The 24,752-nt window shown below is 72.0% G+C and carries 21 protein-coding genes; 9 read left to right on the plus strand and 12 right to left on the minus strand.

Going from position 1 to position 24,752, the window contains the following annotated elements:
- The first annotated feature begins 57 nt into the window (after window positions 1-57).
- The 3 genes from ACZ6S6_RS07675 to ACZ6S6_RS07685 all read left to right on the plus strand — a co-directional run bounded on the left by ACZ6S6_RS07675 (window position 58) and on the right by ACZ6S6_RS07685 (window position 1,666).
- Window positions 58-762, plus strand: coding sequence for a hypothetical protein (locus ACZ6S6_RS07675; RefSeq protein WP_469704338.1), 705 nt, complete (start codon window positions 58-60; stop codon window positions 760-762).
- Between the two features lie 48 nt (window positions 763-810).
- Window positions 811-1,347 carry a GNAT family N-acetyltransferase gene (locus ACZ6S6_RS07680; protein WP_362954569.1) on the plus strand — a complete coding sequence of 179 codons (537 nt, stop codon included), beginning with the start codon at window positions 811-813 and terminating at the stop codon, window positions 1,345-1,347.
- Window positions 1,348-1,423: 76 nt separating this feature from the next.
- On the plus strand, window positions 1,424-1,666 hold the full coding sequence (locus ACZ6S6_RS07685) for a hypothetical protein (RefSeq protein WP_469704339.1): 243 nt from the start codon (window positions 1,424-1,426) through the stop codon (window positions 1,664-1,666).
- A 54-nt stretch (window positions 1,667-1,720) separates the two neighbouring features.
- Here ACZ6S6_RS07685 and ACZ6S6_RS07690 read toward each other — a convergent pair whose 3' ends face one another.
- Window positions 1,721-3,328 carry an AMP-binding protein gene (locus ACZ6S6_RS07690; protein WP_469704340.1) on the minus strand — a complete coding sequence of 536 codons (1,608 nt, stop codon included), beginning with the start codon at window positions 3,326-3,328 and terminating at the stop codon, window positions 1,721-1,723.
- Window positions 3,325-5,001 carry an AMP-binding protein gene (locus tag ACZ6S6_RS07695; RefSeq protein WP_469704341.1) on the minus strand — a complete coding sequence of 559 codons (1,677 nt, stop codon included), beginning with the start codon at window positions 4,999-5,001 and terminating at the stop codon, window positions 3,325-3,327. The genes ACZ6S6_RS07690 and ACZ6S6_RS07695 overlap by 4 nt, the downstream gene beginning before the upstream one ends.
- Before the next feature lie 129 nt (window positions 5,002-5,130).
- Between ACZ6S6_RS07695 and ACZ6S6_RS07700 the strand changes: the two genes are divergently transcribed.
- Entirely contained in the window at window positions 5,131-5,973 is an 843-nt protein-coding gene (locus ACZ6S6_RS07700; protein WP_362954577.1) for a helix-turn-helix transcriptional regulator, read from the plus strand.
- Window positions 5,974-6,029: 56 nt separating this feature from the next.
- Here the strand turns inward: ACZ6S6_RS07700 and ACZ6S6_RS07705 are convergent, their stop codons facing one another.
- The gene (locus ACZ6S6_RS07705) at window positions 6,030-7,187 is read right to left on the minus strand and encodes a winged helix DNA-binding domain-containing protein (RefSeq protein ID WP_362954579.1); all 1,158 of its coding nucleotides are present in this window, start codon (window positions 7,185-7,187) and stop codon (window positions 6,030-6,032) included.
- Window positions 7,188-7,308: 121 nt separating this feature from the next.
- Here ACZ6S6_RS07705 and ACZ6S6_RS07710 point away from each other — a divergent pair, with 121 nt between their 5' ends.
- Entirely contained in the window at window positions 7,309-8,190 is an 882-nt protein-coding gene (locus ACZ6S6_RS07710; RefSeq protein WP_362954580.1) for a DMT family transporter, read from the plus strand.
- Between the two features lie 63 nt (window positions 8,191-8,253).
- Here ACZ6S6_RS07710 and ACZ6S6_RS07715 read toward each other — a convergent pair whose 3' ends face one another.
- Both ACZ6S6_RS07715 and ACZ6S6_RS07720 read right to left on the minus strand, forming a co-directional pair.
- The gene (locus tag ACZ6S6_RS07715) at window positions 8,254-8,838 is read right to left on the minus strand and encodes a TerD family protein (protein ID WP_362954582.1); all 585 of its coding nucleotides are present in this window, start codon (window positions 8,836-8,838) and stop codon (window positions 8,254-8,256) included.
- Window positions 8,839-9,092: 254 nt separating this feature from the next.
- Window positions 9,093-9,323, minus strand: coding sequence for a DUF6296 family protein (locus ACZ6S6_RS07720; RefSeq protein ID WP_362954584.1), 231 nt, complete (start codon window positions 9,321-9,323; stop codon window positions 9,093-9,095).
- A gap of 287 nt (window positions 9,324-9,610) precedes the next feature.
- Between ACZ6S6_RS07720 and ACZ6S6_RS07725 the strand changes: the two genes are divergently transcribed.
- The 3 genes from ACZ6S6_RS07725 (at window position 9,611) to ACZ6S6_RS07735 (ending at window position 11,495) form a co-directional block, all read left to right on the plus strand.
- A complete protein-coding gene (locus tag ACZ6S6_RS07725; RefSeq protein ID WP_362954586.1) occupies window positions 9,611-10,063 on the plus strand; it encodes a DUF5709 domain-containing protein in 453 nt (150 codons plus the stop codon).
- A gap of 82 nt (window positions 10,064-10,145) precedes the next feature.
- On the plus strand, window positions 10,146-10,988 hold the full coding sequence (locus tag ACZ6S6_RS07730) for an alpha/beta fold hydrolase (RefSeq protein WP_362954588.1): 843 nt from the start codon (window positions 10,146-10,148) through the stop codon (window positions 10,986-10,988).
- Between the two features lie 138 nt (window positions 10,989-11,126).
- Window positions 11,127-11,495 carry a nuclear transport factor 2 family protein gene (locus ACZ6S6_RS07735; protein WP_469704342.1) on the plus strand — a complete coding sequence of 123 codons (369 nt, stop codon included), beginning with the start codon at window positions 11,127-11,129 and terminating at the stop codon, window positions 11,493-11,495.
- 48 nt (window positions 11,496-11,543) lie between these two features.
- Here the strand turns inward: ACZ6S6_RS07735 and ACZ6S6_RS07740 are convergent, their stop codons facing one another.
- From ACZ6S6_RS07740 to ACZ6S6_RS07770, 7 genes are all read right to left on the minus strand, one after another.
- Window positions 11,544-15,383: an ABC transporter ATP-binding protein gene (locus ACZ6S6_RS07740; RefSeq protein WP_469704343.1), complete on the minus strand. Its 3,840-nt coding sequence runs from the start codon at window positions 15,381-15,383 to the stop codon at window positions 11,544-11,546.
- A complete protein-coding gene (locus tag ACZ6S6_RS07745; RefSeq protein WP_362954592.1) occupies window positions 15,380-16,765 on the minus strand; it encodes an LLM class flavin-dependent oxidoreductase in 1,386 nt (461 codons plus the stop codon). The genes ACZ6S6_RS07740 and ACZ6S6_RS07745 overlap by 4 nt, the downstream gene beginning before the upstream one ends.
- Window positions 16,749-17,564: an ABC transporter ATP-binding protein gene (locus ACZ6S6_RS07750; protein WP_469704344.1), complete on the minus strand. Its 816-nt coding sequence runs from the start codon at window positions 17,562-17,564 to the stop codon at window positions 16,749-16,751. Before ACZ6S6_RS07750 ends, ACZ6S6_RS07745 begins: the two co-directional genes overlap by 17 nt.
- Window positions 17,540-18,442 (minus strand): ABC transporter permease, encoded by a 903-nt coding sequence (locus ACZ6S6_RS07755; protein ID WP_469704345.1) that lies wholly within the window; start codon window positions 18,440-18,442, stop codon window positions 17,540-17,542. Before ACZ6S6_RS07755 ends, ACZ6S6_RS07750 begins: the two co-directional genes overlap by 25 nt.
- On the minus strand, window positions 18,439-19,506 hold the full coding sequence (locus tag ACZ6S6_RS07760) for an ABC transporter substrate-binding protein (protein ID WP_362954597.1): 1,068 nt from the start codon (window positions 19,504-19,506) through the stop codon (window positions 18,439-18,441). Before ACZ6S6_RS07760 ends, ACZ6S6_RS07755 begins: the two co-directional genes overlap by 4 nt.
- A 13-nt stretch (window positions 19,507-19,519) precedes the next feature.
- A complete protein-coding gene (locus ACZ6S6_RS07765) occupies window positions 19,520-20,074 on the minus strand; it encodes a flavin reductase family protein (protein WP_469704346.1) in 555 nt (184 codons plus the stop codon).
- 376 nt (window positions 20,075-20,450) lie between these two features.
- Entirely contained in the window at window positions 20,451-21,749 is a 1,299-nt protein-coding gene (locus tag ACZ6S6_RS07770) for an ROK family protein (RefSeq protein WP_469704347.1), read from the minus strand.
- Between the two features lie 570 nt (window positions 21,750-22,319).
- On the opposite strand from ACZ6S6_RS07770, the gene ACZ6S6_RS07775 reads away from it, so the two are divergent.
- Window positions 22,320-24,749, plus strand: coding sequence for an endonuclease/exonuclease/phosphatase family protein (locus ACZ6S6_RS07775; protein ID WP_469704348.1), 2,430 nt, complete (start codon window positions 22,320-22,322; stop codon window positions 24,747-24,749).
- Window positions 24,750-24,752 lie beyond the last annotated feature (3 nt).

Raw genomic sequence — 24,752 nt, forward strand, 5'->3', positions numbered from 1 at the left:
GCGGAGTCGGCCCGGAATCCGGGGAGCCCGCGGTCCGTGCGGCGGAAGGAGGCCACGGTGGAGTCAGTGCGGGTACGGTGCCCGGCCTGCCGCCGCGACCACATGTACGCCACACCCGCCTACCCCTGCCCGTGCGGCTCCCCGACCGCTCCGCCGCTGCTGCGCGGCGCCCCCGTCACGACGATCACCCACCGCACCTGGAACGACGACTGGGTGACGGTGCGCTGTCGCGCCTGCGGGCGGCACGACCAGTGGCCGCAGCCCGAGCTGTGCTGCCCGTGCGGCGCGGTGCTGCGGATCCCGGTCCGCCCGGTGGCGTCCGGCGGCTCGCGCCCGGCGCGCCCGTCGCACATCCCGCTGCCGCGTACGGCCGCGGCCCCGAGACCGGCGTTCCGGCCGCTGACGATCCGTACCGCGGGCGACGCGGTCGGCGCCGCCGCGCTGTATCTGAGGTGGCTCGGCTACCGGGATGTCGTCCAGCCCGCCGGACGCCCCTCGTCCCGGATCGCCCTGCGGGCGGCGGGGCTGATCGCCCAGGTCGACTCCACGACCAGGGCGACCGCGCTGCGCGATGTCGAATGCCTGTGGCTCAACGCGCTGAGCACCTCGGTCACCGCGGTGTTCTTCTCGCTCGCCGGATACACGCCGGACGCCCGGGAGCGCGCGGACGGGCTCGGCATCCCGCTGTTCGCCATGGATCTCACCGGGACCCCGCAGCCGGTGAACGGCCCGGCGGACGAACTGGTCGGCACGGGCGCCTGAGTGCCGGTCCCGTACCGCCGGGCGGGCGGCGCGCCCCATACTCGGGGTATGCGTATCCGCCCCGCCCGACGCTCGGATCTCCCACTGCTTCAGGACATCGAGCGTGCCGCGGGCGAGCCCTTCCGCACCGTCGGCATGTCCCGCGTGGCCGACGACGAGCCGCCGCCCCTGGACGTTCTGGACGAGTACCGCCGGGCCGGCCGCGCCTGGGTGACCGTCCGCCCCGACGACCGGCCGCTGGGCTACCTCGTCGCCGATCCGGTCGACGGCGCCGCCCACATCGAGCAGGTCTCGGTCCATCCGTCGGCCGCCCGGCGCGGACTGGGCGGCGGCCTCATCAGCCATACGGAGAGCTGGGCGGCGGCCGAGGGGCTGACCGCGCTCACCCTCACCACGTTCTCCCACGTTCCGTGGAACGCGCCGTACTACGCCCGGCTCGGCTTCCGCGTACTGACGGAGGCCGAACTCACCGACGGGCTGCGGAAGATCCGCGCCGAGGAGGCGGAACACGGCCTGGACCGGTGGCCGAGGGTCTGCATGCGCCGGGACGTGCCACACCTCACAGAAATCAACCGGCCACAGTGAGTGCTATCGGTCACGTTCGAGCCAGGGGCCACAGATGTTCGGTCGGTTGTCGGTGGCGGGCCTTACAGTGGGGCGCATGGTCTTAACTCCACGGCTTTCGCCACCCAATGCTCCGGCGCACGCCCCGCAGCCCGTACACCTCGCGCAGCCGGCCCACCCCGCCGCCGTCGAGGCGAACGAGGCGATCCGCGCGCTCGTCGACGCACGCGCCGGGCAGGACTGGTCCTCCGTGGAGTCCGCCGCGTACGAGGTGCTCCTGATCGAATGGGCGGACGCTACGCGGGACGCCGCCACGGGCGACATCATCGAAGCCGCCTGACAGTGCGCCCCTGCGCCTGCCTGTGCTCCGGCTCACGCGGGCCCGGTCCGGGCCCTACCGGCCGTAGTTCTCCCGCAGTTCGATCTTCCGGACCTTCCCGCTGACCGTCATCGGGAAGGTTTCGAGGATCTGCAGCAGGCGCGGCACCTTGTAGTGAGCCAGCTGTCCGCGGCAGAACGCCGTCACCTCCTCCAGGGTCGGCGGGTCCGCCGGGTCGCCGGGAATGACGCAGGCCAGGATCTCCTCGCCGTACCGCTCGTCCGGCACCCCCACGACCTGCACATCAGCGATCTTGGGGTGGCCGTAGAGGAACTCCTCGATCTCGCGCGGATACACGTTCTCACCACCGCGGATGATCATGTCCTTGATCCGGCCGACGATCTGTACGTAGCCGTCCTCGCGCATCACCGCGAGGTCCCCGGTGTGCATCCAGCGCCCCGCGTCGATCGCCTCGGCGGTCCGCTCGGGCTGGTCCCAGTAGCCGAGCATCACGCTGTAGCCACGGGTGCAGAGTTCGCCCGAGGCACCGCGCTCCAGCGTCACGCCCGTCGCCGGGTCGATGACCTTGACCTCGACGTGCGGCATCACGCGGCCGACGGTGCCGGTGCGGCGCTCCAGGTCGTCGTCACGGCGGGTCTGGGTGGAGACCGGGGAGGTCTCCGTCATCCCGTAGCAGATGGACACCTCGTCCATGTGCATCTCGGCGACGACCCGCTTCATCACCTCGACCGGGCAGGGTGATCCGGCCATGATGCCGGTCCGCAGCGAGGAGAGGTCGTACGAGGCGAAGCCGGGGAGGTTCAGCTCGGCGATGAACATGGTGGGGACGCCGTACAGCGAGGTGCAGCGCTCCTGCTGGACGGCGGCCAGCACGGCGGCGGCTTCGAAGGCGGGGGCCGGGATCACGATGCAGGCGCCGTGCGAGGTGATGCCGAGGTTGCCCATGACCATGCCGAAGCAGTGGTAGAAGGGGACCGGCAGACAGACCCGGTCCCGTTCGGTGTACGCGACCAGCTCCCCCACGAAGTAGCCGTTGTTGAGGATGTTGTGGTGGGAGAGGGTGGCCCCCTTGGGGAAGCCCGTGGTGCCCGAGGTGTACTGGATGTTGATCGGGTCGTCGCAGGACAACTCCGCCTCACGCGCCGCGAGTTGTGCCGGACTCACCGCCCCTCGGGCGGCCAGCAGCTCGTCCCAGGTGGGGTCGCCGATGTAGTGCACGGCGCGCAGCGCGGGGCAGTTCGCGCGGACCTCGTCCACCAGGGCCCGGTAGTCGCTGGTGCGGTGCGCGAGCGTGGCGACCAGGAGCGAGATCCCGGCCTGCTTCAGCACGTACTCCAGCTCGTGCGCCCGGTACGCGGGGTTGATGTTGACCATGACGGCGCCGATACGGGCGGTGGCGTACTGGACGAGCACCCACTCGGGGCAGTTGAGCGCCCAGATGCCGACCCGGTCCCCCTTGGCCACCCCGGACGCCATCAGCGCACGGGCCAGGTCATCGACGGCCGAGCCGAATTCCGCGTACGTCCAGCGTCGCCCGGAGGCCACGTCGACCAGCGCCTCGCGCTCGCCGAACGCGTCGATCGTCCGGTCGAGATTGCGTCCGATGGTGTCGCCCAGCAGGGCGGTGGTGCCGGTGCCGTGTGCGTAGGACAGCTCGGTCACGTCAGGTCCCCCTCGGCGTACTCGGCGCCGGTGCCCCGGGCCGTGGCCTCACGCAGCTCGATCCGGCGGATCTTGCCGGAGACGGTCTTGGGCAGCTCGGCGAACTCCAGCCGGCGGATCCGCTTGTACGGGGCGAGGACCGCACGGGAGTGGGCGAAGAGCACCTTGGCCGTGTCGGGGCCGGGCTCCCAGCCCTCGGCGAGCACGACGTACGCCTTCGGGACGGCGAGCCGTACCGGGTCGGGGGCCGGTACGACCGCGGCCTCGGCGACGGCCTCGTGCTCCAGCAGGGCGCTCTCCAGTTCGAACGGCGAGATCTTGTAGTCGGAGGCCTTGAAGACGTCGTCCGCGCGGCCGACGTAGGTGATGTAGCCGTCCTCGTCGCGGGAGCCGATGTCCCCGGTGCGGTAGTAGCCGCCGGCCATGGCCTCGGCGGTGCGGTCCGGGTCGCCGTGGTAGCCGGTCATCAGGCCGACCGGTTGGGCCGACAGATCGAGGGAGATCTCGCCCTCGACGGCGCCGGGCTCCCCGCTGACCGGGTCCAGGAGCACCACCTTGAAGCCGGGGCTCGGGCGCCCCATCGAGCCGGCCTTCAGCGTCTGGCCGGGGGTGTTGGCGACCTGGACGGCCGTCTCCGTCTGGCCGAAGCCGTCCCGGATGGTGACGCCCCACGCGCGCCGGACCGTTTCGATGACTTCCGGGTTGAGCGGTTCGCCCGCCGCGACGACCTCGCGCGGCGGGGTCTTCAGCTGGGAGAGGTCGGCCTGGATGAGCATCCGCCAGACGGTGGGCGGGGCGCAGAAGCTGGTGATCTCCGAGCGGTCCATCTCGGCCATCAGCCGGGCCGCGTCGAAGCGCGTGTAGTTGAAGATGAAGACGGTCGCCTCGGCGCTCCACGGGGCGAAGAGGTTGGACCAGGCGTGCTTGGCCCAGCCGGGCGAGGAGATGTTGAGGTGCACGTCGCCGGGCTTCAGCCCGATCCAGTACATCGTCGACAAGTGGCCCACGGGGTACGAGACATGGGTGTGCTCGACCAGCTTGGGGCTGGCGGTGGTGCCGGAGGTGAAGTAGAGCATCAGCGGTTCGTCGGCGTCGGTCTCCCGGTCCGCCGTGAAGGTCTCCGGCTGCTCGTCGGCCCCGCTGTAGGAGAGCCAGCCCGCGGTGTCCGCACCGACGACGATCCGGGTGTAGCGGCCGGGCACCTCTTCGAACTTGCCGGTGTCGGCGTCCCGGACCAGCACATGGCGGACCCGGCCGCGCTCCACCCGGTCGCGCAGGTCGGCCGCGCCCAGCAACGGGGTCGCGGGGATGACGACGGCGCGCAGCTTCATCGCGGCGAGGGCGGTCTCCCACAGCTCGACCTGGTTGCCGAGCATGACCAGGACGCGGTCGCCCTCCCGGACGCCCTGGGCGCGCAGCCAGTTCGCGGCCTGGTTGGAGCGGGCGGACATCCTGGCGAAGGACATCTCCGTGCGCCCGCCGTCCTCCTCCACGATGTGCAGGGCGGTGCGGTCGTTGTTCCGGGCGATGACGTCGAACCAGTCCAGGGCCCAGTTGAAGTGGTCGCTCCGGGGCCAGCGGAAGCCCTCGTAGGCCGCGCTGTAGTCCTCGCGGTGCTTCAGCAGGAAGTCCCGGGCGGCCCGGAACGTCTCCGTCGCACTGGATGCCGACATGTGCCCTCCTCATTGCGGACCGGACCGGTCTCTTAACATGATGTAAACAGTGACCCAGGTCTCACCACCCCCGAACGGGGGTGCTGCGCAGGCAGCCGAACCCCTGGGGCCGGGCAGAGAGGCGTCATCGTGCCGGAATCCGTCGATGCGGTGGAGATGCAGGCCGCGCTGCTGCGGCTGCGCCGGACGAGCGGGCTGCCCGTGGCGTTCGGGGGGCTGCTCTCCGACACCCGCCATGCCAGGATCGCCGAGCTGAACGGGGCGCACACCGCGGCGCTGCGCGGGCTGGTGATCTCGGCCGGCAGTGGGCTGGGCGGCAAGGCGATCGCCCTGTCCCGGCCGTGCGCGGTGACCGACTACCACTCCTCGCGCCACATCAGCCACGAGTACGACACGGCTGTGGCCGCGGAGGGCCTGCGCTCGGTGGTCGCGGTACCCGTCGTCGTACGGCGCAGGGTGCGGGGCGTGCTGTACGGGGCGCTGCGCGAACCCCTCGTGCTCGGGGACCGGACGTTCGACGCGGCGGTGGCGGCGGCCCGCGATGTGGAGCAGGCGCTCGCCGTCCGGGACGAGGTGCAGCTGCTGCTGGCCGTGACCCGCGAGGAGGTGACCGATCCGCGGGCCGCCCCGGAGGCGTGGGAGGGCGTCCGGGAGGCGCACCGGGAACTGCGCGCCCTGGTGCCGAAGGTCCTCGACCCGGCGCTGCGCGACGAGTTGCTCGCGGTGTGCGGGCGGCTCGCCTCGGCGGCCGGAACCCGGGTGCCGGGGTCCCGGGAGGTGCAGCTGGCGCCGCGCGAGCTCGACGTCCTCTCCTGTGTCGCGGCGGGTGCGACGAACGCGGTGGCGGCGGAGCGGCTCGGGCTGCGCCCGGAGACGGTGAAGGGCTATCTGCGCTCCGCGATGCGGAAGCTCGGCTCGCACACCCGGCTGGAGGCGGTCGTCGCGGCCCGGCGGGCGGGGCTGCTGCCGTAGTCGCGGGGCCGGAGCTGGTTTTCCGTCCCCGGCGCCCCGTTCACACGGTCCCGCCGTCACCCGTCGAAGTCGACGAACGGGGCGAACCTGATGTCGTACCCGCTGCCGTCCGTGGCCGCTTGCGTCATCACGGAGAGCAGGGCGACGGCCTCCTGCGTGACGGCGTCGCGCCCGGCCGCGCCGAGCCGCCGCAGCTCCTGCACGGTGACGGTGGCCGGCGCGCCGCCCCGTCCGGCGTCCAGCCGCCAGAGGGCCGCGAGGAAGCCGTCGGCCAGGACACTTCCGTAACTCTGGTTTCCCACTCCGTTGCGCCCCTTGAACCTCGGCGGGATGACGCGGGTGCGGTCCGCGTGGCCGAGCAGCACGTTGTCGAACTCGGGCAGGAAGCGTGGCGGGGCGGGGGTGTCCTCGTCGGGGCGCGGGGCGTCGGGCAGGTCGAAGAGCTCGACGCCGTTCTCGTCCCGGAAGGTGACGAGCCGCGGACGCAGCCGGTCGAAGACCTCCCCCAGCCGGGTCAGACCGGCCCATGTCTGCATGTCCCGCACCGACGCGGGCCCGAAGGCGCCGAGGTAGCGCAGCACGGTGGCGTCGGGCGCGGGCACCGGCTCGGAGGGCCTGTCGAGCCAGTGCTCGACGGTGGTCAGCGCCACCCGGCCGCTCTTTCCCCACACCCCGCGCGGGGTCACCTGGACCAGCGGCAGCACGCAGCGGGCCGCCGTGCTCAGGGCCTGCGGGTCCGCGTCGGGCCACTCGGTGAGCAGCCTCTCGCGGATCTCCTTCGGGGTGCGGGACGCCTCCTCGACGTACTCCCGGCTGATGTCGCGGAGCCGGTCCAGGTCCACGCCCACGAGCCGCTTCCGGAAGATCCTCAGCTCCCGCTCGCGGGCCTCCTGGACGAGGGGGCGCAGGGTGAGGGCGTCGTCGGCGGTGTGGGTGTGGATGGTGGAGCGCAGGGTGACGATGCGGACGGCCTCGCGCGACTCCATCAGTGCGGCGAGCTCGGCGGGGTCGAAGCCCTCGAGGCGGGCCAGCAGCTGGAAGTACGGCGGCCTGGTGTTCTGCGCCTGGAGGCCGACGAGGTGCCGGATCGCTTCCTCGGCCGTCATCCGGGCGCGGCGCAGCAGCAGTTGGCGTTCCAGGGTCGCGCGCCCCAGTGCCCGCGGCGAGAGCACCGCGGGGGCGGGGGCGGAGGTCTTCTTCTTCGGCACGGCCATGGGCGGCACGGTACGCGGCCATCAGGCCGGATTCCGTCCTGATGGCGTGGTTCTTCGTGCTCCGCCGTGCCGCCGGGCGTGGGACCCGGCTCCCGGGGGCGTCCGCCCGCATCATGGACCCGTGATCAGCGTCCTCTTCGCCGTCCTGACCGCGCTCAGCAACGGATCCGCCTCCGTTCTCCAGCGCCGAGCCGCCGCCAACGTCCCGGACCGGGAGGCGATGCACGTGTCGCTGATCGGTCATCTGCTGCGCCAGAAGGTGTGGCTCGCGGGGATCTCGCTGGTGATCGTCGCGGCCGTCTGCCAGGCCGTGGCGCTGGCCACCGGGCCGATCGCGGTGGTCCAGCCGATCTTCGTGATCGAGCTGCCGGCGACCCTGCTGCTGGCGGGGTTCGTGATGCGGGTGCGGGTGCCCCGGCCCGTCTGGTACGGGGCGGCCGCCGTCACGACCGGTCTGGCCCTCGGTATGGCATCGGCCGCTCCGGGCGGCGGGAGCACCACGGTGCACGGGGCGGCGTGGGTTCCGGCGCTGATCCTGACCGGCCTCTTCGAGGCGGCCCTGATCGCCGGGGCACGGGCCACCCGCGGCAACCCCCGGGCCGCCCTGCTCGGCCTGGCCGCCGCCTGCGGATACGCGCTCACCGCCGCCCTCATGAAGGACGCCATGGCGCGGCTCAGCGACGGCGACGGGGTGGTGGTGCTCTTCGAGTCCTGGCAGCTCTACGCCACCGCCGCGGCGGGCGTCGGCGCGCTGTTCCTCCTCCAGAACGCCCTCCAGGCGGGCACCCTGGTCGCGGTCCAGCCGTGCCTGACCCTGGGCGACGCCCTGATCAGCGTCCTGTACGGGGTGACCCTGTTCGGCGAGCAACTGCGCACCGGCTGGTGGCTGCTCCCCGAACTGCTGGCCCTGGTCCTGATCACCGCGGGCTGCGTCGAACTGGCACGGTCCCCGCTGGCCTCCGGAAACGCGACGTCCCCGTCCCGCACGCGCCGGGTGAACTGAACACCGGCGCGGTCGCGGAACGGGGACACCGTGTTCCAGGAACACGCCCCGGCTGTCTGCCGGCTACTTGCTCACGGCGAAGCGCATCAGGGCCTGCTCGTCGCCCTGCTTGATCTTCCCGGTCTCGTTGATCACCTCAAGCTTCCAGCTCCCGCCGACACGGAACGCCTTGGCCACGGCGCAGCCGTTGTCGTTGCTGAGCAGGCTCGGCCAGATGTCGGCGACCTGCTGGGTGGAGCCGCCCGTCGCGTCGTACACCTTGAAGCTGATGTTGCGCGCGTTCTGGAAGGAGCTGTGCTTCTTGTACGCCGCGGCGACGAAGACGATGGACGTGATATTGGCCGGCACCCTGGCGAAGTCGACGGTCACGGTCTCGTCGTCGCCGTCACCGCGCCCGGTCTGGTTGTCGCCGCTGTGCGCCAGCGAGCCGTTGCCCAGCGGGTCCAGCGAGTCCAGCCCGGCCAGCCGCACCGGCTCCGCGCCCTGCATCGCGATGGCGATGAGGTCGAGGTCGGTGCCCTTCTTCTGGCGGATCTTCCCGATCAGCCCGCCACTGCTGCCGACAGTGGGATCCCAGGACGCCCCGATGGACAGATGGGTCACCCCGTCCAGATCCGCGGGGCCGTCTTCCTTCTTCAACGTGATCATGCGTGATCCTCTTCGTGGCGAGATTCCTACAGCTTGAGTGTGCCTGGTGTCTCCCGCGCGCAGCCCACCAGGGGCAAAATTTCGACCAAGTGTTTGACGCCTCGGGGCGGATTGTCCTGCGTCGGCACGATGTCAGCGGACATGGGCACGTGATAAGGCTCCGCGATGTCCAGGGAGTCCCCGGGCGCTCCGCGCTCGGGGGAGGATCTGCTCGTCGCGCCGGCCGCCGCGGCGGTGGCGGGGCCGGCCCCGGCTCATCGGGCCGGTGTACGCACCACCAGCGGCGTCCCGAGGAGCTGGTGCCCGCCGCTGGCGAGCATGCGCACCTCCGCGCGCTCACTGATCTCCGCCCGGATGATCCCGGTCTCGTCCTCGTAGACCGGGTACCCACCGGCCCCGGACTGTGCGGTCCGCCGGACGGTCACCGTGTCGTCCTCCACCGCGGACGACTGAAATACCAGCTGGTAGCTCTCCGGGTAATCCATGACGGCCTTTCCGTGGCTGCGTCTGCGGACGGCCTCCGGACGCGGCTCTCCACGCGTCTCTCCGTGCCGGTCCCGCGCTGGGGGGCCGCTCGGGCCCACACTCTCCATCGTCCCGCACTCCGGCTGTCGCCGCCCACCCGCCGCCGCGCGACTGCGGGCCCGGCGCCGGGCGCCCTATCCTGAGGAGGTACGGGAAGTCCGAAGGCAATTGGGCCGCTGTGCCCCCCTTCTCCCGCGTCGTACGGTGGGCATGACCGGGATCCCCCTATATCGGGAAGGGACTCATCATGAAGGATGCCGACCGGGGCGACGAGGTCTACCAGCCCCAGCAGCCGGAGGCCTCCGACCCCGCCGATCTGCTCGACGCGGAAGACACCCTGGACCGCCACGATGTCCCTGACATCCTCGACGAGGGCTACTCCCCGCCCGAGCGGCCGTGGGCCGTGGAGGACCGGGGGACCACCGCGTCCGAGCAGCACAGCGGCGAGGCCCTGGAGGGGCGGCTCGCCCGGGAGCTGCCCGAGATCGCCGACGAGCCCGGTGACGGCGTGGGCGACAAGCCGGACGGGGACGGCGAGCCCTGGGACGACGAGGTCGGGACCGTACGTGCCGGGCGCCTCACCAGGGAGCTGGACCGCAACGACCCGGACACCACGGCGGGCGAGGACGTCGGGATCGACGGCGCGGCGGCATCGGCCGAGGAGGCCGCCATGCACGTCGTCCCGGACGGCCGGGTGTGACGATCCCGGCCCGGGAACCCGCCGCGCTCCCCCGCCACTTCGCCCGTCCGTCGCGGCACCGCCGTACCGAAGGAGAGTCAACATGCCGTACATCACCGTCGGCCGGGAGAACTCCGCCGACATCGAGCTGTACTACGAGGACCACGGCACGGGCAGGCCGGTCGTCCTGATCCACGGGTTCCCGCTGAGCGGCGCTTCGTGGGAGAAGCAGCTCCCGGTCCTGCTCGGCGCCGGGTACCGGGTGATCACCTACGACCGGCGCGGTTTCGGCCGGTCGAGCAGGCCCGTCACCGGGTACGACTACGACACGTTCGCCGAGGACCTGAACACCGTGATGGAGATGCTCGACCTCCAGGACGCGGTGCTGACGGGGTTCTCCATGGGTACCGGTGAGGTCACCCGCTACCTCGGCAACCACGGCTCGCGCCGGGTCGGCCTGGCGGTCCTGGTGGCGCCCGTGCCGCCGTTCCTGCTGAAGACGGACGACAACCCCGCAGGCGTCGACCAGAGCGTTTTCGACGGCATCATGAGCGCCGTCGTCGCGGACCGGCCCGCCTATCTGACGGAGTTCCTTGATGCCTTCAACAACACCGACAAGCTCGGGGGCACCCGGATCAGCGAACAGGCCCTGCGGATGCAGTGGAACGTGGCGGCGGACGCCTCGGCCCACGCCACGCTGGCGTGTGTGCCGGCCTGGCTGACGGACTTCCGCGACGACCTGCCGAAGAACGACGTGCCGACGCTGGTCGTGCAGGGCGACGAGGACCGTATCCTGCCCATCGACTCCACCGGGCGGCGGCTGTCGGACCTCATCCCTGACAGCCGCCTCGTGGAGATCTCGGGCGGTCCGCACAACATCGGCTGGACCCATGCCGAGGAGCTCAACACCGCGCTGATGGGCTTCCTGGACGAACACCGGCGCTGACCGGTCCGGTGCCCTCACGCTCGCCCGGCCCTCGCTTACCCCGGAGGTAATCGACCGGTTCCACGATGTCGGACATCGTGTTCCTCACGAGCACAACGCGCCCGGCGCACCCGCCGGAACCGACGAGAGGGCCCCACGATGACCGCGTACGACGACGCCGTCCAGCGCTACTTCACCGCCTGGAACGCCGCCACCCCCGAGGAGCTGGAGAAGGCCGTCGCCGCGGCGTTCACCGAGGACGCCACCTACACCGACCCGCTGGCCGCAGTGCGGGGACACGACGAGCTGGCGGCCGCGATCAGCGGCGCCCAGCAGCAGTTCCCCGGCTTCGCCTTCCGTCCGGCCGGGGCCGTCGACGGGCACCACTCGCTGGTCCGCTTCAGCTGGGAACTGGTCGCCGCGGCGGACGGCTCGGCGCCCGTCGCCGGTTCGGACGTGATCACTCTCGCCGACGACGGGCGGATCAGCTCGGTCAGCGGATTCCTGGACCGGGTACCGGCCGCCTGACTCCCGGTACCCGGCACGCCGCCCCGGCCTGCGGATTCACGGACTCCGTCATCCCGTGCTCCCCTCGGCGAGTTCCATGGCATTCAGCTGGTCGACCGGCGTCGCCGGGCCGGTTTCCCGGAAGGCGTCCCACAGCCGCCGGTAGGGGCCGTGGGCGGCGAGCAGTTCGGTGTGGGTGCCGGTCTCGACGACGGCTCCCGCGTCGAGCACCACCACCCTGTCGGCCCGGACCGCCGTGGTCAGCCGGTGGGCGACGACGACGGTGGTACGGCGACGGGACAGCACCTCGGTCGCCGCCGCCACTCCGCGTTCGGTGGCCAGGTCCAGTGAGGCGGTGGCCTCGTCGAGCAACAGGACGTCCGGGTCGACGAGTTCGGCGCGGGCCAGGGCCAGCAGCTGGCGCTGTCCGGCGGAGAGGTTCCGGCCGCGCTCCCCCACCTGCTGGAGGTAGCCGAGCCGCAGTCCGGCCACCATGTCGTGCGCGCCGACCGCGCGGGCCGCCTGCTCGACCTCGGCGTCGGTGGCTTCGGGTCGTCCGTAGGCGATGGCGTCGCGGACCGTGCCGCTGAACAGATGGGCCTCCTGCGGGACCACCCCGAGTCTGCGGCGGAAGCCGGGCAGGTCGAGCTCGCGCAGATCGTGCCCGTCCACGCGGACGGCGCCGGCGGAGGGGTCGTAGAACCGGGCGAGGAGCTTCACGACGGTCGACTTCCCGGCCCCGGTGGCACCGACCAGGGCGACGGTCTCGCCGGGCGCGATGCGCAGGGAGACCCCGTGCAGGACCTCCTGCCCGCCACCGCCCGCGTATCCGAAGGAGACCGAGTCGAACTCGACCTCGCCGCGCAGCGCGGGGACCGGCCGGGCGTCCTTCGCCGGCGGGGTGCCGGCGGGGGTGCGCATCAGGCCGCGCAGCCGGCCGAGGCCGACGACGGCCTGCTGATAGCCGTCGAAGACCTGGGAGAGCTGCTGGATCGGTGAGAAGAACAGCTCGACGTAGAGCAGGAACGCGATGAGCGTCCCCGCGCTCAGCTCCCCCGAGCGGACCTGTCCGGCACCGACCGTGAGCACGGCCGCCGAGGAGAGCGTGCCGAGGAATTCGACGAACGGGAAGAACGTGCCGATGTAGCGGTGGGCGCGCAGCCTGGAGTTCCGGAAGGACCAGGCGAGTCCGGCGAAGTCGGCGGCGTTGCGGTCCTCGCGGCGGAAGGCCTGGGTGACCCGGATCGCGGTGACGTTCTCCTGCAGACAGGCGTTGACGGCGCTGATCCGCTCCCGGGCCTCGCGGTACGCGGGCACCGAGTAGTGGCGGAAGACCGCGGTGGCCACGATGAGCAGCGGCAGCGCGGCGAGCAGCACGAGTGCCAGCTCCGCGTCGATCACCAGCAGGCTGGCCAGGACGCCGAGGACCGTCAGCAGGCTCACCACGGCGGTGATCAGGCCGGTCTGGAGGAAGTTCGACAGGGCGTCGACGTCGGTGGTCATCCGGGTCATGATCCGGCCGCCGAGCTCGCGCTCGTAGTAGTCGAGACCGAGGCGCTGGAGCTGCGCGAAGGTTTTCACGCGCAGGGTGTAGAGGAGACGTTCGCCGGTGCGTCCGGTGGTACGGACCTGGGCCACGGCGATCAGCCAGTTGGCGGCCACCACGACGCCCGCGGCCGCGGCGGCGGTCAGCAGGACGCTCCCGGACCGGTGGGCCACCCCCTGGTCCACTCCCTGCCGGACCAGGACCGGCACGGTGATCTGGGCGGCGGCGTCCAGGGCGACGAGCAGCAGGCCCAGGAGCAGCGGCAGCCGGAAGGGCCGCAGCAGGGTCGCGAGGCCGAAGTCGGCCTCGGCGGAGGTCGCCTGACGGGTGGACACCTCGGGGTCGGACGCGGAGAGCGGGAGCCGGGACAGGGCGGCCATGAGTTCGGGGCTCGGCGGGGCGGAGCCGAGCACCCCGGCGCCGGGGCCCGCGCGTCCGGGCCCGGATGCGGCAACGGCGAGTGCCTGGGCGGCCCGGACAGAGGTGCCCGCCGTCTGTTCGCCGCCCGTCCCCTCGGGGCGGAGCCAGAGGTGCGGGGTGGGGCAGCCGGGCGGAGTGGCTGGGGCGGGAACGGTAGTGGCGGGGGCGTCGGCATCGGCGTCGGCGTCGGCGTCGGCGATGAGCAGCTGCCGGAACAGGGCTGATCTGTCGCGGAGTTCGTCCGGTGTCCCGGTGTCGGTGATCCGGCCGCCGTCCAGGATCGCGACCCGGTCGGCGAGTTCCAGCGTCGATCTGCGGTGGGCGACGATCAAGGTGGTGCGGCGGCGGTCGTCCTCCCGCAGCCGGTGGTGGATCTCCGCCTCCACCCGGGCGTCGATGGCCGATGTGGCGTCGTCCAGGACGAGCACGGCCGGGTCACCGATCAGGGCGCGGGCCAGGGCCATCCGCTGGCGCTGGCCGCCGGAGAGCGTGAGGCCCTGCTCTCCCACGACGGTGTCGTACCCCTGCGGAAGCCGTTCGATGAACTCGTCGGCTCGGGCGATCCGGGCCGCGGCGCGGATCCGCTCCTCGGTGGCGTCCGGCACCCCGTAGGCGATGTTGGCGCGCACCGTGTCGGAGAGCAGCAGGCTCTCCTCGAAGACGTAACCGATTCTGGACCGGAGGGAGTTCAGGGTGAGGTCGCGGACGTCGCGGCCGCCCACCCGTACCGATCCGGACGGCACGCCGTAGAACCGGGGCAGCAGGGCGGCGGCGGTGGACTTGCCGGAGCCGGCCGGGCCGATCAGGGCGAGGGTCTCGCCGGGGCGGATGTCCAGGGTGAAGTCGTTCAGGAGCGGTTCGCCGTCCCCGTAGCCGAAGGTGACGTTCTCCCAGGCGATGGCGGGTGGTTCGTCCGGGAGTTCGCGGGCCCCCGGTGAGTCGGTGATCACCGGGGCCTCGTCCACGACCTCCAGGACCCGTTCCGCACCGGCCCGTGCCTGCTGCCAGACGGTGAGCAGCGTCGCCACCTGGCGCACCGGGGTGACGAAGGATCCGAGATAGGTGGTGAAGGCGAGAAAGGTCCCGAGCGAGATCCGGCCGTGCAGGGCCATCCAGCCGCCCAGCGCGAGCACGGCGACCTGGCCGAGCGCGGGGACCGCCTGGAGCGCCGGGTTGTAGCGGCTGGTGAACCGTACGACCCGCAGCCGCGAGGCGAACAGCCTGCGGACGCGCTGTTCGAGCCCGGCGAGTTCGCGCTGCTCCTGGCCGAAGCCCTTCACCACCCGGACGCCGGTGACGGCCGCCTCGACGGTGGAGGCGACCTCGGCGGCCTCCTGCTGGGCGTGCCAGTTGGCGGGGAAGAGGTCGCGGCGGCTGCGCAGCGCGATCACCCAGAGCAGCGGGCCGACGACCAGGGCCACCACGGTCAGCAGGGGCGACAGCACCGCCATGAAGACCAGCGAGAAGAGGAACATCAGCGCGTTGCCGGTGAGGTTCGGCAGGAACTGCAGCAGCGTCTGGATGAGGGTGATGTCGGAGATGGACCGGCTGACCACCTGTCCGGTGCGCAGATCGTCCTGCTGGGCGCCGCCGAGCCGGAGCAGGGCGGCGAAGGCGTCGTTGCGGAGGTCGTACTGCACCCCGAGCGACAGCCGGCCCGAACGGTAGCGGCGGGTGAAGCTCGCGCCGAAGCGGACGGCGCCGAGCGCGGCGAGCAGGACGGTCCAGGGGGCGAGCGAGGCGGAGGTGCCGGCCGCCACCCCGTCCACCACGTGCCGCAGCACGAGCGGCAGGGTGGCGGTGGCGGCGGCGCCGACCACGGCGGCGCCGAAGGCGAGGAGCAGATCGGTGCGGTGGAGCAGGCAGTAGCCCAGCAGCCGCCGGGCCCATCCGGGCGGCGGCTGCGTGGGCGTACCGGCTTCCGGGTTCGGACAGCCCGTCACCGGGCCTCCGCCAGAGCGATGCCGAAGTGGCCCTCACCGCTGTCGACGCTCTCGAACAGCCGGTTGGCGGGCCGGGGCAGTCCGTAGTGCCCGCGCAGGGTGCTCGCGGTGTACTCGGTGCGGAACAGGCCCCGCTCCTGGAGGATCGGCACCACCCGGTCGACGAAGACCTCCAGGCCGGAGGGGAGGACAGCGGGCATGATGTTGAAGCCGTCGGCGGCCCCGCTGTCGTACCAGTGCCCGATGGTGTCGGCGACCTGCTCGGCCGTGCCGGCGAACGTGCGGTGGCCGCGTCCGCCGCCGAGCCGGCCGATGAGCTGACGTACGGTCAGGTGCTCGCGCCTGGCCAGCTCCACGACGAGGGTGTAGCGGCTCTTGGCGCCCTCGATCTCGTCCTCGGTGGGAATGTCCTCGGGGAGTTCCGCGTCGAGTTCCAGGTCGTCGGGGGCGATCCTCAGCCGCTGGGCGAGCTGCCGCTTGGCGTACTCCGGGACGATGAGGTTCTCCAGCTCGGCGTCGAGCGCCAGGGCCTCGGCCTCGGTGTCACCGATGACGGGCACGATGCCGGGCAGGATCTTGATGCCGTCCGGGTTGCGGCCGATCGCCTCGGCGCGCTGCTTCACATCCTTGTAGAACGCGATGCCTTCCTCCAGGGTCTGCTGGGCGGTGAACACCGCCTCCGCGTACCGGGCGGCGAAGTCCTTGCCGTCCTCGCTGGACCCGGCCTGTACGAGCAAGGGATACCCCTGCGGGGGGCGTTGTACGTTCAGCGGGCCCTCTACGCGGAAGAACTCGCCACTGTGTTCGATCTTCCGCACCCGTTCCGCCAGGGCGTGGACGCCGCGTTCCTTGTCGGCGATCACGGCGTCGTCGGCCCAGCTGTCCCAGAGCTTGGTGGACACCTCGACGAACTCACCGGCGCGCCGGTAGCGGTCGTGGTGAAGCGGGGTGTCGTCGAGGCCGAAGTTGCGGGCCGCGTCCGCGCCCGCGGTCGTGACGATGTTCCAGCCGGCCCGGCCGCCCGAGACGTGGTCCAGCGAGGCGAACCGGCGGGCCAGGTTGTACGGCTCGTTGTAGCTGGTCGACGCGGTGGCGATGAGGCCGATGTGGCGGGTGGCCCCGGCGAGCGCGGTCAGCAGGACGGTGGGCTCCAGTTTGGCGGCGGGCCGCCGGCCGGGGTCGCCCATCAGGACCGGGCTGTCGGCGAGGAACAGCGAGTCCAGCCGGCCGCGTTCGGCGATCCGGGCCAGGTTCTTGTAGTGCTCGATGTCGGAGTCGGCCCCGGCCGGGCTCTCGGGCAGCCGCCAGGACGCCTCGTGGTGGCCGGTGGACATGAGGAAGGCGTTGAGGTGCAGCTGCTTGCGGTCAGGCGTGCGGGACATGGGATTCCTTCACTTCGGAGCGGGCCGGGGGCTGGGGCTGGGGCTGGGGCACGCCGAGGGCGTCGAGCAGCGTGTCGCGGTACTCCTGGAACCGGGGGTCGCGCCGGGAGCGCGGGGTGGGCAGGTCGACGGTGAGGTCGACGGAGATCCGGCCGTCCTCCAGGACGAGTACCCGGTCGGCCAGTTCGACGGCCTCGTCGACGTCATGGGTGACCAGCAGCACCGCGGGGCGGTGGCGCTCGTACAGTTCGCGCAGCAGACCGTGCATCCTGATCCGGGTGAGGGCGTCCAGCGCGCCGAACGGCTCGTCGGCCAGGAGCAGTTCGGGATCGCGGACCAGGGCGCGGGCCAGGGCCGCGCGCTGCTGTTCGCCGCCGGACAGCTCGTGCGGCCAGGACCGGTCGCGGCCCTCCAGCCCGACCTCGGCCAGTGCGGTGAGACCGCGTTCGCGGGCCCTCGGGCCGCGCAGCCCGAGGACGACGTTGTCGATCGCCCGGAGCCAGGGCAGCAGCCGGGAGTCCTGGAAGGAGAGCGAGACCCGGTCGGGGACGGTGAGTTCACCGGAGCCCTCCACGGCGTGGTCGAGCCGGGCGACGGCCCGCAGCAGGGTGGACTTCCCCGAGCCGCTGCGTCCGAGCAGCGCGGTGAACTCCCCCGGTGCGACGGTGAGATCGAGCTGCTTGAGGACGTCCCGGTCGCCGAACCGGCGAACCAGCCCCCGGGTGCGTACTGCGGGAACCTCCAGAGCCGTTCCGGCCGTGTCGCGGGTGTCTGTCAGCCCGCCAGAGTGCGTCGCCATGACAGGACCCTCCTCTCGACGGCGCGTACTGCCGCGTCCGATGCGAAGCCGAAGATCCCGTAGGCCACCAGGCCGACGATGATCACGTCGGACTGGGCGTACTGCTGGGCCTGGAACATCATGTAGCCGATGCCGCTGGTGGCGTTGATCTGCTCGACGACGATCAGCCCGAGCCAGGACGCGGTGACACCGAGGCGCAGTCCGACGAAGAAGCCGGGCAGCGAGCCGGGGCCGACGACCTTGCGGACGAACTGCGCGCGGCTCAGGTCGAGCCCCTCGGCGAGCTCGACGTACCGGCTGTCGATGCCGGTCAGCGAGGCGTACGTGTTGATGTACATATTCACCGCGACGCCGAGCGCGATCACGGTGACCTTCATCTGTTCGCCGATGCCGAGCCAGAGGATCAGCAGCGGGAGCATGGCCAGGGACGGGATGGCGCGCTTGATCTGGAGCGGGCCGTCCAGGAGGTACTCGCCGGTGCGGCTCAGTCCGGCCGCGACGGCGAGCACGACCCCCGTGGTCACTCCGAAGAACAGCCCGAGCCCGGCGCGTTGCAGCGAGATGAGGACGTTGTCCTGGAGCCGGCCACTGGAGATGAGGTCCGACGCGGTGGAGAGCACCGTGCCGGGGCCGGACAGGATCCGGGGGTCGAGGTAGCCGATGGCGGAGGCGAACCACCAGAGGGCGATGACCAGCACCGGTCCGATCAGCCTGCCGAAGGGCACGGCCCGGCCGGGGCCCAGCCGCCTGCGGGTGGACCGGGGCGGCGCGGACCTGGGCGCGGACTCCCGTCCGTCCGGCCGCTTCCCGGCCTCCTCGGGCGCGACGGCCGTGTTCACGCGGCCCGCGGTGCGGGCGTTCGTCAGCAGTTCGGTCATGACGTCTCCCGGTAGCGGGCCGCCACGGCCCCGGCCGCCAGCCCCTCGAAGCGGCGGTCGAACAGCCCGGTGACGTCCTGTTTCGGCACGAAGCCGCCCGCGGCCATCAGGTCGGCGGTCTCCTGCTCCCAGGCGATGGCCTTGTCCCAGCTCACCGGGAACTGCGGTTTGTGGAGGGAGGCGACGATGCGCTTGCCGTCCTCCCGGGAGACGCCCTGGTCCTTGACGTAGTACGTGTCGATCCATTCGTCGCTGTTCTCCCAGGCCCAGGCCAGGCCGCGGGCCCACAGCGGGACGAAGGAGCGGACCGCGGCGGCCTTGGCCCTGTCGTTCAGCACCTCGTTGGGCGCCCAGAGGACCGAGAGCAGGTCCACGACGTCGGTCTTCAGGCCGCGCGCCCCGTCCTTCCCGTACTGGGTCAGGTACTTGGTGAGCGTCGGCTCGCCCAGCGGGGCCACGTCGACCTGCCTGGACTGGAGGGCGGTGAGGAACTGGGTGCTGGGCAGGGCGACCAGTTCGACGTCCTTGTTGGCGAGGCCCGCCTGCTTCAGCGCGCGCAGTACGACGACACCCTGCGCCTGGCCCTGCGAGAAGCCGATCTTCTTACCGCGGAAGTCGGCCGCGGTCCTGATGTCGGAGCCGGGTGCGGTCGCGAAGACGTACGAGGGGTTGTTGCGCACCTGCACCGCGACGATCTTCGCGCCGACGCCGATCGCCTGGGCCTGGATCGGCGGAATTCCGGCATTGACCGCGAGGTCGATGGAATGGGCCCGGAATCCCTGGATGATATCGGGACCCGCGCTCAGATTGGGCCACTCGGAAACGGTGAACGGCAGGTCCTTCCGCAGTCCGGAAGGGCCCAGTTGGAGTTTGGTGGAGCGGACGGCTATGGACAGTTTCGTGCCGGGCGGCGGCGCTCCCGAGGGAAGCCTGCCGGCGGGTTCGGCGCTCGCCACCGTTTCGGCCCGGGGCGAGCAGGCGGCGAGAGTGCCGATGACCGTCGCACCGGTGAGCGCGAGAAACGATCTGCGGCCGACGGTCCGGTATGTGTCGTGGAAGGGCACGGTGGGTTCCTGATCAGTGGTCGGCGGGGAGCGCGGGCGCTCGGAGGGTGTGGTAGGTGCCGTCGTGGAAGAGGAGCGGGCCGCGTCCCTCGTCGAGCCGGGCGTCCACCACGCGGGCGATGACGACGCGGTGGTCACCGGCCGGGACGAGCTGTTCGATCTCCAGCCGCAGCCACCCGGCCACCCCGTCGAGCACCGGCTCCCCCTCCGGCAGCCGCCGCCAGCGGGTGGGCGCGGCGAAGCGGTCGATGCCGCTGGTGGCGAAGGTGGTGGCCAGTCCCCGCTGTTCGGCGCCGAGGAAGTTCACGACGGCTGTGCGGGCCCGTTCGATGTGCGGCCAGGACGAGGTGGTGGTGCCGATACCGAACGACACCAGTGGCGGGTCCAGCGAGAGCGAGCTGAGCGAGGTCGCGGTGAAACCTATGGGGCCGTGGCCCGCGTCGGCGGTGACGACGACGACCCCGGCTGGATGGCGGCGGAACGCCTGCTTGAAACGGTCCGGGGCGATGCCGGGTGCGGCCGGTGCGACGGGTGCGACGGGTGCGGCCGGTGCCGGATATGAGGACATGGTGACGGTCAACGTCTCTCCCGTGATGGAAAGTCGGAAAGGTGCGAGAAATCGAGAAAGGGGGTGGGGGCGCACGGAAAGGCCATGAAGCGAATGAAGGGCATGCCGAACAGAGCGAGGCGCGCGGCGGCGTGGAGCCTTCACCGAATGCGGCAGGTTTTACCGGAGGCCCGGACAGGGGCGACGACACAGGAGCCGGACGGAATCGAGAGCCGTCACGGACAGGCGGAAGGCGCGCGCCACCGAGGACGCGTTCCCCGAATTCCGCTGCCGACTGGTCATGATTCCATCATCCCGTCCGCATTCGCACCCGGTCAACAATGCAACTGCCTGAATTAAGTCGGATACGGAAACGGCCGCCGGAATTGATGTGACGTCAGGAGACCGCGGGCAGCGCGGGCCAGGGGCCGAGCGGATCCGCGTACAGCGCGCCGAGCGCCACCGCTCCCCCGGCCGTGGCCAGGACGGTGCCGGTGAAGCTGGTCGGCACCACGGCCCGCTCGGGGTCCTCGCAGACCCAGGAGCGCTCCGCCACCTCGGCCCGCAGATCGGCCAGACACTCCGGCATCCGGCCGGCCCCCGGCTCGACGACGACGAGCACCTCGGGGTCGAACATGTCCAGCAGGAGCGCCGCGGCCCGGCCCACCAGGCGCGCCCGGCGGCGGAAGAGCGCCACGGCCCGCGGATCACCGGCCAGCGCCCGGTCCAGCAGCTCCCGGAACGACTCCACGACCAGCCCCTGAGCGGCCGCGCGCCGCACCATGGCGCGCTCCGACACCTCCGACTGGAGGCAGCCGGTCCGTCCGCAGGAACAGGGGTCGGCACCGCCCCCGGCTCCGGCCTCGCTCGCTTCTCCGGCGCCGCCCGCCCCGCCCGTCCCTCCGGTGCCGAGCGGCAGATGCGCCACGCTGCCGGCTCCCGAGCGCGGGCCCCGGTGCATGGCGCCCTCGGTGGCGAAGGCCGCGTCCACGACCGCGCCGACGAAGAGCAGGACCGTACTGGTCCGGGTCGACTCCTCGCCGAACAGCTGCTCCGCCCGCGCCAGCGCCCGGGAGTGGCTGTCCACGTGGACCGGGAGCCCGGTCGCGGCGGAGAGGATGTCGCGTGCGGGGACATCGCGCCAGCCGAGCTGCGGATGCTCCACGATCACTCCGGCCACGGGGTCGACCCGGTGCCCGGTGGCGAGGCCCAGGGCGAGCACGGTGCGGCCGCCCGCGTGCGCGGCCGTCAACCGGGGCAGCCTGGCGGCGAGTTCACCGAGCATCCGGTGCGGGTCGGTGGTGCGGTGCGGCTGCCGGTCCTCGGCCACGATCCGGCCGCGCAGATCCATCAGGGACACCGTGGAGTGGGCGACGGCGATGTGCGCCCCGGCCACCAGGTAGCGGCCGGTGTCGATCTCGACGGGGATGTGCGGCCGCCCGATCCCTCTGGGGCCCGTGGTCTCCGCGCTCTCCCTGACCAGTCCGCGGGCCAGCAGCTGGGCGACGTGGCCGGTGACCGAGGCGGGCGAGAGGCCGGTGAGCCGGGCGACGGTGGAGCGGGCGACCGGTCCGTGGTCGAGGATCGCCCCGAACACCGAACCGGTGCCCGCGAGCCGGCGGGCGGGTACGGCGGCGGGTATGTCGGAGCGGCGCAGCGGATCGGGGCGACGGCGGGGCGCAGACAGACTCTTCACAGTGTCTTCCAGGTCCTCGATGGCAGCGGGTGGCGCGGTGCGTGCTCCGGTACGGAGCGCTGGCAGGCCCCCACCGGCACGGAGGCCGGGGAGACACCGCTCTGCGGTGGAGGAGAGACACCCTGCGGGGACCGGGGCACGGGGCGGGCGGTGGCGGGCCCTGCGGCCGGGTCGCGCGGGCGTGGTGCTCTCAGACCCGCTGACACACGGCGGAGCACACGCGCTTCAGGTCGATATGACCTCGCGTCGTCAGGTGTGCGGATCGCTGCATGCCGCGCAACGTAACCGGACCGGTGCAACCCGGTCAAACCATCGCCGCATCATGGACAGCGTTGCCCCTGACGGGTGTTGCCCCCGCATTGCCCCCGTATGGCGGGCGTACGGCGGGCGTACGGCGGGGGCGTGAACAGCGGCGCCGGGGCCCTTGGCGGGGCGGGTCCGGATCCCGGTCGGCGGCCGGCCTGGGCCGGATGGCGCAGCGTTTTCCGAAATTCACCTCTGGTGCCTTGTCATCACCCGTTCTACGCGCATAGCTTGTGCTCCCTCATCACACTCTGAGGGGCAGTTTCCGTGCGCATATCCAGACCACGTTCCGTCCTGTTGGCCGGCGCGGTCGCCGTGACCCTCTCGGCGACCGCGCTGCCCGCCGCCTTCGCGGCCCCGTCCTCGACCGCCGTGATCTCCGAGGTGTACGGGGGCGGCGGGAACTCGGGGGCGACGCTCACCCGCGACTTCGTCGAGCTGGCCAACGCCGGCTCCGCCGCGTACGACCTGTCCGGGTTCAGCGTCCAGTACCTTCCCGGGGCACCGTCCGCCGGTTCGCAGTGGCAGGTGTCCCCGCTCACCGGCGCCGTCGCGCCCGGCGGCCGCTATCTGGTGGCCCAGGCCGCGGGCACCGGCGGTACCGTCGACCTGCCCGCCCCGGACGCCACCGGCACCGTGGCGATGGCCGCCGCGAGCGGCACGGTCGCACTGGTCTCCGGCACCGCGCCGCTGACCTGCAAGACGGCGGCCGACTGCGCCTCGGACACCCGGGTCGTCGACCTGGTGGGCTACGGCTCCGCGGTCGTCCGGGAGGGCAGCGGACCGGCCACGGGCGCCTCCGCCACCGCCTCCGTGGCGCGGGCTGCCTCGCTGGCGGACACCGACGACAACGCCGCCGACCTGTCCGCGGCCGCCCCCACACCGGTGAACGCGGCCGGTGAGACGTCGGGCGGCGGCGAGGACCCCGGCGACCCGGACAACCCCACCGAGCCCGGCACCGTGCGCGTGCACGACATCCAGGGCACCACCCGGGTCTCCCCGCTGGACGGCCAGGCGGTGACCGGGGTCCCCGGCGTCGTCACGGCGGTACGCACCACGGGTTCGCGCGGCTTCTGGATCCAGGACCCCTCGCCGGACGCGGACCCCCGCACCTCCGACGGCGTCCTCGTCTACACCGGTTCCGCCGCCCCGACGGTCTCGGTGGGCGACTCGGTCCTGGTGAGCGGCGTGGTGGACGAGTACTACCCGTCGTCCACCACGCAGTCCGTCACCGAGATCACCGCCCCCAGGACCACAGTCCTCTCCTCGGGCAACGCGCTGCCGGCGCCGGTGGTTCTCGACGCGGCCTCGGTGCCCGGCGGCTACCTCCCCTCGGCGGGCGGCGGCTCGATCGACGCGCTGCCCCTCGAACCGGCGAAGTACGCGCTCGATCTCTACGAGTCCCTGGAGGGCACCCGGGTCGAGACCGCCGACACCCGGGTCACGGGCGCCACGAGCTCGTACGGCGAGGTCTGGGTGACCGTCGAGCCGAAGCAGAACCCGACCCGGCGCGGCGGCACGCTGTACTCCTCGTACACCGACCAGAACACCGGCCGGATCAAGGTGATGTCGCTCGACAGCGCCCGGCCCCTCCCGGTCGCGAACGTGGGCGACGTGCTGTCCGGCTCGACCACCGGGGTGCTGGACTACGACTCCTTCGGCGGCTACAGCCTCCAGGCCACCCGGCTCGGCACGCTCACCGACCGGCACCTGAAGCGCGAGGTCACCAGGAAGCAGAAGCGCGACGAACTCGCCGTCTCCACGTACAACGTGGAGAACCTCGACGCGCTCGACGAACAGGGCAAGTTCGACACCCTCGCCAAGGGCGTCGCGGTCAACCTGGCCTCCCCCGACATCGTGTCGCTGGAGGAGATCCAGGACGACAACGGTGCGGTCAACGACGGCACGGTCGGCTCCGAGGCGACCCTGAAGCGGTTCACCGACGCGATCGTCGCGGCGGGCGGCCCGCGGTACTCCTGGCGCTATGTCGCTCCGCAGGACGGCAAGGACGGCGGCGAGCCCGGCGGCAACATCCGTAACGTCTTCCTCTTCAACCCCGCGCGGGTCTCCTTCGTGGACCGCGCAGGCGGCGACGCGACCACCGCGGTGAAGGCCGTACGGACGAAGAGGGGCGTCACCCTGTCGGCCTCGCCCGCCCGGATCAGCCCGCTGAACGAGTCCTGGTCCGACAGCCGCAAGCCCCTGGTCGGTGAGTTCCGCTTCCGCGGGGAGCCGGTGTTCGTCATCGGCAACCACTTCACCTCCAAGGGCGGCGACCAGCCGCTGCACGGCCGCTACCAGGCGCCGGCCCGCAGCTCGGAGACGAAGCGGGTCAAGCAGGCGGCGGAGGTCAACACCTTCGTCAAGTCGCTGCTGGCGGCGGACAAGTCGGCGCGGGTCATCACGCTGGGCGACCTGAACGACTTCGCGTTCTCGCCGACGATGTCCGCGCTGACCGCCGGGAAGGCGCTCAAGCCGCTGATCAGCACGCTGCCGGCGAACGAGCGGTACAGCTATGTGTACGAGGGCAACTCGCAGACGCTGGACCACATCCTGACGAGCCCCGGCATCCGGCGCTTCGACTACGACGTGGTGCACATCAACGCGGAGTTCGCGGACCAGGCGAGCGACCACGACCCGCAGATCGTGCGGGTGCGGGCCGACGGTTCCGGCCACGGGCACCACGGGCACCACTGATCC

This window comes from Streptomyces sp. NPDC048671 (assembly GCF_055587045.1).